Raw genomic sequence first — 10909 nt, forward strand, 5'->3', positions numbered from 1 at the left:
ATGGATAATGAGGCATTAATAGATTCTTTTTCTGATTTTAAATACGAGAAAAACATAGATAGAGTAAGTCTAATGGCTATATTAGAAGAATCGATACGATGTGTATTAAGAAAAAAATATGATTCCTCTAAAAATTATGACATCATTGTAAATCCAGACCAAGGAGATTTAGAAATATGGAGAAATCGTATAGTAGTTCGAGATGGAACAGTAAAAGATATAAATAAAGAAATAGAATTGTCTACAGCACGTAAAATAGAAATTGATTTTGAAATAGGAGAAGAAGTAACGGAAAAAGTAGAACTCCAATCTCTTGGAAGAAGATCTATTTTGTCTTTAAGACAAAATTTACTTTCAAAAATCAATGAATACGATAATACCAATACCTACAAAAAAATTAAAAATAAAATTGGGGAAATTATTAATGTAGAAGTCTATCATATATTGCCTAAACAAATTATAATGAGAGATGAAGAACAAAATGAGATGGTCCTCCCTAAAAAAGAACAAATTCCAAATGATTTTTTTCGTAAAGGAGATCCTGTTAGAGTATTGGTAAAAAGAGTAGATTGGAAAGATAGTAAACCTTTTGCTATTTTAACTAGAAGAGATGAAACATTTTTAGAAGAACTTTTCAAGTTAGAAATACCAGAAGTATCTGAAGGTCTGATTACGGTAAAAAAAGTGGCACGGATTCCAGGTGAAAAAGCTAAAGTAGCTGTGGAATCTTATGATGATCGTGTAGATCCTGTTGGAGCTTGTGTAGGAATGAAAGGGTCTAGGATTCATCCTATTGTTAGAGAATTAAAGAATGAAAATATAGATGTCATTAATTATACTTCTAATACACAATTATATCTTACAAGAGCTCTAAGTCCTGCTAAAATATCCATGATGGAAGTTGATGAAGAAAATAAATATGTCAATGTCTATGTAAAATTAGAAGAAATATCTAAAGCCATTGGTAGAGGAGGACAAAATATACGATTGGCCAGTCAACTTACCGGATATAAAATACATATATTTAGAGACTTTCCTTATGAAGATGACGTAGAATTGACGGAATTTTCTGATGAAATAGAACCAGAAGTTATCAAAAAATTTCATCAAGTAGGTTTAAATACCGCAAAATCTATTTTAAATTATAGCAACTATGATCTCATAAAAAAAACCAATCTTGAAAAAGAAATTATAAATAAAGTCATTTTTATTTTAAAAAAAGAGTTTGAAGAGGAATTTAATTAAAAATGATTTTTTACAGAGATGATTTGATCAATTTTTATCTATTATGAATGATAACAGAATCCGATTAAAAAACGTATTGACAAAATACAATATTTCCTTGCAAAGAGTCGTTAATTTTTTGCAAAAAAAAGGAATTGAAATAGAAAAAAATCCTAATGCAAAAATAGAGGAACGAGTATATAGATTCCTTGTACGAGAATTTCAGACATATAAAGAAATACGAGATGCTTCTGAAAAAGTTTTTTTGAAAAAAAGAATAGAAAAAGAGAAAATAAAAGAAGAATTACTAAAGTCAAAAAATACTCCTATTCGTACTACGCAATCAGAAGATTCAATTGTAAAAATTGATTTTTTTGAAAAAAAATATGATAAAAACAAAAAAAAAAAAAAGGAATTCCATAAAGAATCTGCAGATTCTATTCCAAAAAATTTTGGAAATTTAAAAAAAACAGAACTTTATTCTTCTAAATATCATCATAAAGATAAAAAGCCTGAACACATTGATACCATATATCAAAAGCTAGATGGAGTTATGCTAACAGGAGATCGCATTGATTTATCTCAATTTGAAAGAAAAAGAAACAATAAAAAAAAACGTAAAAGAATTAAAAAGGAAATTTTTGTTGAAGAAATGAGAAATATTCCTAGAAAAAAAGAAAGAAGAAATTATTTAAATTCAAATAACAAAGAAAAACTAGGAAATAAAAAAAGATTACAAAAATTTACGGATGAAAAAATAGATAAACAAATTAAAGAAACTTTAGAAAAAATTTATTCAAAAAAAATCAAGTACAAAAAAATTAGAAAAGAAAAACGTCAATACAAAAAAGAAAAAAAACTTATTCAAAGTAAAATAGAAAAAAAAGAAAAAATTCTTAAAATAGCTGAATTTACAACCGTTAACGAATTAGCCTCTATGATGAACGTCAATGCCACAGATGTTATTATGTCTTGTATGTCCTTAGGGATTATGGTTACCTTGAATCAACGACTGGATGCAGAAATATTAACACTGGTAGCAGATGAATTTGGATATAACATAGAATTTACTGGATTAGACTTAGAGGAAGCTATTCAAGATGATAAAGATATAGAAGATAATTTAACTCATAGACCGCCTATTATTACTGTAATGGGACATGTAGATCATGGAAAAACATCTTTATTGGATTATATTAGAAATACCAATGTTATTGCTGGAGAATCTGGAGGAATAACTCAACACATAGCAGCCTATAGTGTAGAATGTTCCAATAATCATAGCATTACTTTTTTAGATACCCCAGGACATGAAGCTTTTACAGCTATGCGTGCAAGAGGAGCACAAGTTACAGATATTGCAATTATAGTTATTGCATCGGATGATCAAGTTCGACCTCAAACTAAAGAAGCTATTAGTCACGCTCAAGCGGCTAATGTTCCTATTATTTTTGTCTTCAATAAAATAGATAAAACCAATGCAAGACCTGACAAAATTAGAGAACAATTGGCCAATCTTAATTTCTTAGTTGAAGAATGGGGAGGTAAATATCCATCCCAAGAAATATCCGCAAAATTAGGGACTGGAGTAAATCAACTATTAGAAAAAGTACTATTAGTAGCTGATTTATTAGATTTAAAAGCCAATCCAAATAAACCAGCGATAGGAACTGTCATAGAAGCTTCTTTAGATAAAGGAAAAGGATATGTGACAACTCTTCTTTTACAAGGAGGAACATTAAAAGTAGGAGATTATGTATTAGCAGGAAATCATCATGGAAAAGTAAAAAATATTTTAGATGAACGTGGAAAATCAATTGCATCAGCAGGCCCATCTAAACCTATAACCATACTAGGATTAAATGGAGCTCCTACATCTGGAGATAAATTCAAAGTATTTAAAGACGAAAAGGTAGCAAAACAACTTGCTTACAGAAGAGAGCAGTTACAAAGAGAACAAAATATACGATATCAAAAACATTTAACTTTAGATGAGATAGGGAAACGTATAGCAATAGGAGATTTTAAAGAAATAAAAATAATTCTTAAGGGAGATGTAGATGGTTCCGTAGAAGCTATTGCGGATTCTATTCAAAAATTATCTATAAAAACCATAAGGATTAATATTATTTATAAAGGAGTTGGTCCGATTACAGAATCGGATGTTTTATTGGCAAGCGCTTCGGATGCAATTCTAATAGGATTTAATGTACGTCCAAATAATGGAGCTAAAAACATTGCAAAAAAAGAAGAGATAGAAATACGTACTTATTCGATTATATACAACGTGATTAATGATATTAAAGAGGCTATGGATGGACTTCTCTCCCCTGAAAAAAAAGAAAAAATATTAGGAACTGCAGAAATAAGAAAAATTTTTAAAATTTCAAAAATTGGAACTATAGCTGGATGCATGGTAATGGAAGGGAAATTACTACGTCAATCGAAAGTAAGATTGATTAGAGAAGGAATAGTCATACACAATAATGGAGAATTTACTTCTTTAAAACGTTTTAAAGAAGATGTAAAAGAAGTATCTAAGGGATATGAATGTGGAATTATAGTCAAAGATTATCATAATTTTCAATATGGAGATATTGTTGAAGGATATGAAGAATTATCTATTCCCATTAAAAAAAGTTAATATGTCATATAGAACACATAATTGCGGAGAATTGTGTAAAAAAGATATTGGAAAAGAAGTAATTTTATCTGGTTGGATTCAAACAATAAGAAATTTAGGGTCCTTAATTTTTATAGATCTTAGAGATTATTTTGGAACAATCCAACTAATTTTTTCAAAAAAATTAAAAAAACAAGTTCTTGAGCTAGGAAGAGAATTTCTAATTAAAGTTAATGGAACAGTAGTCAAAAGGAAATCTAAAAATTGTAATCTACCTACAGGAGAAATAGAAATTCTTGTTTATAAATTAGATGTATTGAATTCCTCTCCTATTCCACCTTTTATGATAGAAGATGAAACAGATGAAGAGGAAGGATGTCGTATGAAATATAGATATCTTGATATACGAAGAAATGCTATAAAAAATAATTTGATACTCCGTCATAAGATTTCTTTAGAAATACGAAATTTTCTTTCTAAGAATGGATTTCTAGAAATAGAAACTCCTGTATTAATCAACCATACTTCAGAAGGAGCGAGAAGTTTTATTGTTCCATCTAGAATGCACTCTGGGAAATTCTATGCTTTATCTCAATCTCCTCAATTATTCAAACAATTATTGATGATAGGAGGAATAGACAAATATTTTCAAATTGTAAAATGTTTTCGAGATGAAGATTCTCGTTCTGATCGTCAAATAGAATTTACACAAATAGATTGTGAAATGGCTTTCGTAGAGGTTCATGATATCTTGTTTTTTTTTGAAAATTTTATTAAATATTTATTTAAAAAAATAAAAAATATTCAATTAGAACCTTTTACTTTAATGACTTATTCCGATGCTATTAAAATGTATGGAACAGATACGCCAGACTTACGTTTTGAGATTAGATTTGTAGATTTGAATGATTTGGTTAAAAAACAAGTATTCAAATCTTTTCAAACAACAAAAGAATTAATAATAGGAATAAATATTTCAAAATGTAGTCATTATACATGTGATCAAATATATTCAATAATTGAGTGGATGAAAAAAAAACAAGGAGCTCAAGAAATTTTTTGGATAAAATTTTTTCCGGATAAAACATGGATTTCTTCAAATAAAAAGAATGATGAAAATTTAATGAACATCATCCAACATTTTGAAGCTAATCCTGGAGATTTATTATTTATTCTTTTAGGAAATAAACCAACAGAAATCAATCAACTTAGTCAATTACGGATAGAAATGGCCAATAAATTAAAAATGAGAAAGCCTAAATTATTCAAACCTTTGTGGATCATAGATTTACCTTTATTTGAATGGGATGAAAAATCTAAAAGATATAAATCTTTCCATCATCCTTTTACTAGTCCAAAAAAAGAGGACCTTCATTTATTAGAAAAATTTCCAGAAAATATTCGTTCAAAATCCTATGATTTAATTATTAATGGAGTTGAAATAGGAAGTGGATCTATACGTATTCATGACAAAAATATACAAAATTTAATTTTTAAACATTTAGGTTTTTCCATAAAGAAAATAAAATCTGAATTTGGATTTATAACCAAGGCTTTTGAATATGGAACTCCACCTCATGGTGGAATTGCTTTTGGATTGGATAGATTAATAACTATTTTGGAAGGAAAAGAAAATATAAAAGATTTTATTGCTTTTCCAAAAAACAATGAGGGAATAGATCTCATGGTCAACTCTCCATCTTACTTAAATAGGGAAAAATTAAAAGAAATACATTTATAATTTTTTTTGATATCTTAAACGAGATTCTTTATAAACATAAATGGCTTCTTTTTGATTTTTCCAATCTCCTATTATAACTTTTTTATTTTCCAGATCTTTATATACTAAAAAAAAATGTTCAATTTCTTTTTTAGCATGAAAGGAAATTTCATCTATATCATTAATTGTATTATAATTTGGATCTGAAATAGGTACACCAATAATCTTTTCATCTTCTCCATTTTCATCATTCATAAAAAAAATCCCAATGGGTTTTACTTTGATCAAACAACCTGGAATTGTTGGGACCGTTAAAAAAACCAATATATCTAATGGATCTCCATCTTTTGAAAGAGTTTTTGGAATAAACCCATAATCCGTTGGATAAATAATAGAAGAATATAAAACTCTGTCTAAACGAATAGAATTATTTTTTTTATCAAATTCATATTTATTTCTACTTCCTTTAGGAATTTCTATAAAAGCATCAAAACTTATTTTCATATTATTTTGGTATAACAATTAAATTCTTCCAAATATAATGCTACTTTTTTAGCAAATTCACCTCCAAGTTCTCCATTTATTACACGATGATCATAGGAATGTGACAAATAAATTTTGTGTCTTATTCCAATAAAATCTCCTTTTGGAGTTTCTATAATAGAAAGTTTTTTTTGTATTAATCCTATTGCCATAATTGCAACTTGAGGTTGATGTATAATAGGAGTTCCAAATATATTTCCAAAACTACCTATATTACTAATTGTATAAGTACCTCCTTGGGTTTCTTCAGGTTTTAATTGATTGGATTTAGCTCTTCTTATTAAATCATTGATAATTTTTATTAAACCTCTTAAACTATAGGAATCTGCATGTTTAATCACAGGAACAATTAAATTGCCATTAGGCAATGCTGTAGCTAATCCTATATGAATATTTTTTTTTTTTATAATATTAGTTCCATGTACAGAAATATTGATCATAGGGAGGTCTTTTATAGCTTTAACTACACATTTTACAAATACAGACATTAAAGTCAATTTTTCTCCTGTATTTTTTTGAAAAATATCCTTCATTTTATTTCTCCATTTCACTATGTTTGTGACATCTGCTTCAACAAAAGAAGTAACATGAGCAGATATATTCTTACTACTAATCATATGAGAGGCTGTAATTTGACGAATTCTATCCATTTCTATAATTTCCTCATTATGAGGATGAAGTATATTTTCTTTTTTATTCTGAATATACTTCAATATATCCTTTTTAGTAACACGACCTTTTTTTCCAGTTCCTTCTATGGATTCTAATTCATAAAAACTAATTCCTTCTTGATGAGCAAGAGTACGAACAAAAGGAGAGTAAAATCTTGTTCCTATATTTTTTTCCTCTATTTCTAAAATAGCTATGGAACTTCCTACCTTTGCTACTTCATTTGGATAAAATAATTTCTTTTTCAATATTCCATTCACGGGAGAATAAATTTCAGAATCAACTTTATCTGTAGCTATTTCTACCAATAAATCTTCTTTTTTTACAGAATCTCCTTCTTTCTTTAACCAACGAATGATAGTAGCCTCAGCTATACTTTCACCCATGGATGGAAGGGTCAAATTATACTCGGCCATCTAAATTTATCGTTTTATTTATTTTTGATCAAAATGATTAATCAAAAATAATAAAAAAAATGAAAATTCTTTCGTTAAATCAAATTAAAAAAGCAGATCAATATTGCATTGATAACGAAGATATTTCTTCCATAGAATTAATGGAAAGATCTGCAAGAGTCTGTTTTGATTGGATAATTCATCACTATCGTAAAATAAAAAAAATTATAATATTAGTAGGAAAGGGTAAAAATGGAGGAGATGGTCTGGCATTAGCAAGAATGTTGTATCATGAATATGGAAATGCAGTAGTTACTATATATATTCTAAATATATCTAATCATTCCTCTTCAGAATTTCTCATCAATAAAAACAAAATATTAAAATATGGGATAGAATTGAAAATAATTAATGAAGGAGATAATTTTCCATTTTTAGTAGATGAAATAGAAAATAAAAACAGTATAATACTTATTGATGCTATTTTTGGAATAGGATTAAATCGTCCAATAAAAAAATATTGGAGAGCTTTTTTTCATTACATTAATGAAAATAAATTTACATCGGTTATTTCTATAGATCTTCCATCTGGGCTGTTTATAGAAAAAAACCAAAAAAATTTTGAAGAAATTATAATAAAAGCTACTCATACATTAACTTTTCAAGTACCTAAATTGCCTTTTTTTTTACCAAATTATTCCAATTATGTAGGAAATTGGCATTTATTAAATATTGGATGGAAAGAAACTTACATCAATAGTATATCTGCAAAAAATTTTTATATAGATGAAGTTTATGTTAGATCCATATATAAAAAAAGAAAAAAATTTTCCCATAAAGGAAATTATGGTCATGGACTTATTGTTGGAGGATCCTATGGAATGATTGGATCCATGGTCCTTTCTGCAAAAGCATGTTTTAGAATTGGAATTGGAAAATTAAGTGTTTATATACCACGATGCGGATATAATATTTTACAAACTCTCATTCCAGAAGCAATTATAAAAACAGATATTAAAAATAAATGTATTAGCCATATTCCTCATCATTTATCTGCTGTAAATGCAATAGGAATAGGAATGGGTATGGGAAAGGATCCTATGACCGTATATGCATTAGAATCTTTCTTTTTGAGGAAAAAAAAAATTCCTATTGTATTAGATGCAGATGCTATAAATATATTATCCAATCGATTAGAAATAATGGATCTTATTCCGGAAAATACAATTCTTACTCCACATCCAAAAGAATTTCATAGATTATGTGGCTCATGGGAAAATGATTATCAAAAATTAGATTTATTAAAAAAATTTTCTAATAAATACAAGATTTATCTTGTATTAAAAGGAGCACATACTGTTATTTCCACTCCTAATGGATCTCTTTATTTCAATAGTACTGGAAATCCAGGAATGGCTACAGCAGGAAGTGGGGATGTTCTCAGTGGAATAATTACAGGTTTGTTAGCCCAAGGTTATTCTGAAAAAAAATCTTGTATTATGGGAGTATACTTACATGGTTTAGCAGGAGATATGGCTTTAACAGAAGGAAATGAAGAATCTATAATGGCTAAAGATATTCTAAATTACATAGGAAAGTCTTATCAAAAAATAAAGTAAATATTCAAATATTTTTTTTGATATACATACGAAATAAAACCGTATACATGCAAATTGTTATTGCTGTTAATAAACTTATTTGAGCAAGATAATCTCCATATTTTGTATAAAAAGTTTTCTTTCTATTCATTCCAATTTTATGGGATAATACTCCCTCTATTCCGTAAGGAATAGAAGAAATAATTTCCCCTTTATCATTAATAAAACAAGAAACTCCAGTATTAGCAGACCTAGCTATACATTTTCTATTTTCAATCGCTCTAATACAAGAATAATAAAGGTGTTGTTTATATCCTTGTGATTCCCCCCACCATCCATCATTAGTGATTACAACCATAAAATCCGCATTATTTTTTTTAAAAAATTTAGAAACATATTCTCCAAATATGGATTCATAACAAATAATAGGAATAACCCTTATTCCAAAATAAGGATGTAAAAATACAGAAGAAAATGGATCTTCCTGTTTTCTATGTTCCATTACAGTTCCTCCAAAATCAAGTAATATATTCCCCAATATAGGAAAAAGAATCTTTTTATAAGGAAAAGTTTCTACAGCTGGGACTAGTTTCGATTTATGATGAATTTTTATATCCTTGTATCTTCCAATTTGAATAACAGAATTAAATAATTTTTTTTTTAAGTAGGATTTGGATTTATGGGATATAGCTTCTATTCCTGTAATCAATACAGTTTTTGGATATCCATTCAAATAATTTCTAAATATAGAAATTATTCTATTATTTCCTATATTTTCGATAGATATTTTTTCATCATGTCCTGGAAATGTTGTTTCAGGTGCTACAATAAAAGTCTTTTTTCCAAAAGATATTTTTTTATTTATTAATTTTTTCAATCGATAAATTAATTCATCCGTTGAAATTATATATTTTTGAGAATATGGATCGATATTTGGTTGTAATATCAATACTTCTACCGTTTTATCTTTTTTTTCTTCATATTTTAAGTATATATAGTTAGAAATAAAAAGGAGAATAAATATTTTTCCTAAATTCATCAAAATTTTTTTGTATAAATTCAATTTATTCTTATTCTTTCTATATTCCATAATAGAATTGATTAACCCTATATTAACACTCCATATCCAAATAGATCCACCTAAAGAACCAGTATATTCATACCATTGAATCCATTCTACACGATTAGAAAAACCATTTCCTAAATTCAACCAAGGCCAAGATAATTCCCATTCTAAATGCATTTTTTCAAATGATATCCATATACAAACCAAGAATATATATCCTATTCTTTTATTTTCTATATTTTTTTTTATGCACGAATAAAACGTAAAAACAATTGACATAAAGAAAGAATTAAGGGTAATAGGAATCAAATAAGCTTCTATAGTAGCAAAATCTCCATTAGGTCTTTTTGCATAAGATAACCACCATGTAGCAATAGCATTCCATATTGAAAAAGTAAGAAAGGACAATAAAAAAATTGAAAAAACAATTCTTCTGTAAGAAGAAAAAGAATTACTTAAACATTCTTCTATATACAATAGAGGAATAAAAGCTATAAATAAATATAGAGCATTTCCGTTGGTAGGCCATCCAAATCCTAATAGAATTCCTGAAAGGATACAAAAAATCGTATTTTTTGTTTTTTTTTGAATAAATGCAGTCAGCATTTACAATTGAATAAGTGGAGCTGGCGGGATTCGAACCCGCGTCCAAACAAGTTCTACGAAGGATTTCTACATACTTATCCAAAGTAAAGTTTTTCAGATTAAAATCGAACTATTGGATTACGATCAAAATCTTAGATTCAAAAATATTGAATCAGAAAACTTTAGAATCATCCGTTTTCTTATCCTTATATTCTGATTACCTCGACTTCAGGAACTATAAGGAAGAATTCCTGAGAGATATTTTGCTTCTGTATGTGTATCAGATTAAGCTTAATGATGTTTCATTCATCATTCAAGCAGCAAAAGCGTATTGTTTTTCGCCATTTATTATGTATGTAACGCTTTATTTACGTGTAAGGCATTACGCAACACGGTATGCTTCCCCTCATAAATAATCTTGCTGTCTATTCCAAAATCAGCCCCTGTAAATAGTCCAAATTTATTAAAAAATTTTAAATAATAAGT

General features: G+C 27.6%; 7 protein-coding genes and 1 other RNA gene. 4 read left to right on the top strand and 4 right to left on the bottom strand.

Going from position 1 to position 10909, the window contains the following annotated elements; genetic code table 11:
• The 3 genes from nusA to aspS are packed head-to-tail and all read left to right on the top strand — an operon-like array spanning window position 1 to window position 5588.
• Window positions 1-1245, top strand: a complete 1245-nt coding sequence (gene nusA, locus MADAR_RS00015) for a transcription termination factor NusA (RefSeq protein WP_014158492.1) — start codon at window positions 1-3, stop codon at window positions 1243-1245.
• 43 nt (window positions 1246-1288) lie between these two features.
• Window positions 1289-3868, top strand: coding sequence for a translation initiation factor IF-2 (gene infB, locus MADAR_RS00020; protein WP_014158493.1), 2580 nt, complete (start codon window positions 1289-1291; stop codon window positions 3866-3868).
• Between the two features lies 1 nt (window position 3869).
• Window positions 3870-5588 (top strand): aspartate--tRNA ligase, encoded by a 1719-nt coding sequence (gene aspS, locus MADAR_RS00025; protein ID WP_014158494.1) that lies wholly within the window; start codon window positions 3870-3872, stop codon window positions 5586-5588.
• Here the strand turns inward: aspS and MADAR_RS00030 are convergent.
• Both MADAR_RS00030 and MADAR_RS00035 read right to left on the bottom strand, forming a co-directional pair.
• Window positions 5583-6071: an inorganic diphosphatase gene (locus MADAR_RS00030; RefSeq protein WP_014158495.1), complete on the bottom strand. Its 489-nt coding sequence runs from the start codon at window positions 6069-6071 to the stop codon at window positions 5583-5585. The two genes, aspS and MADAR_RS00030, sit on opposite strands and share 6 nt — an antisense overlap.
• Window positions 6068-7195 (bottom strand): dihydrolipoamide acetyltransferase family protein, encoded by a 1128-nt coding sequence (locus tag MADAR_RS00035; protein ID WP_014158496.1) that lies wholly within the window; start codon window positions 7193-7195, stop codon window positions 6068-6070. The genes MADAR_RS00030 and MADAR_RS00035 overlap by 4 nt, the downstream gene beginning before the upstream one ends.
• 59 nt (window positions 7196-7254) lie before the next feature.
• Here MADAR_RS00035 and MADAR_RS00040 point away from each other — a divergent pair, with 59 nt between their 5' ends.
• On the top strand, window positions 7255-8793 hold the full coding sequence (locus tag MADAR_RS00040; protein ID WP_014158497.1) for a bifunctional ADP-dependent NAD(P)H-hydrate dehydratase/NAD(P)H-hydrate epimerase: 1539 nt from the start codon (window positions 7255-7257) through the stop codon (window positions 8791-8793).
• 4 nt (window positions 8794-8797) lie between these two features.
• On the opposite strand, the gene lnt is transcribed toward MADAR_RS00040, so the two are convergent.
• Together lnt and ssrA are read right to left on the bottom strand one after the other, a co-directional pair.
• A complete protein-coding gene (lnt, locus tag MADAR_RS00045) occupies window positions 8798-10444 on the bottom strand; it encodes an apolipoprotein N-acyltransferase (RefSeq protein ID WP_014158498.1) in 1647 nt (548 codons plus the stop codon).
• Between the two features lie 12 nt (window positions 10445-10456).
• Window positions 10457-10867, bottom strand: a transfer-messenger RNA (tmRNA) gene (gene ssrA, locus MADAR_RS02960).
• Window positions 10868-10909 lie beyond the last annotated feature (42 nt).

Origin of the sequence: Blattabacterium sp. (Mastotermes darwiniensis) str. MADAR, from assembly GCF_000233435.1 — a bacterium.
Classification (GTDB): Bacteria; Bacteroidota; Bacteroidia; order Flavobacteriales; family Blattabacteriaceae; genus Blattabacterium.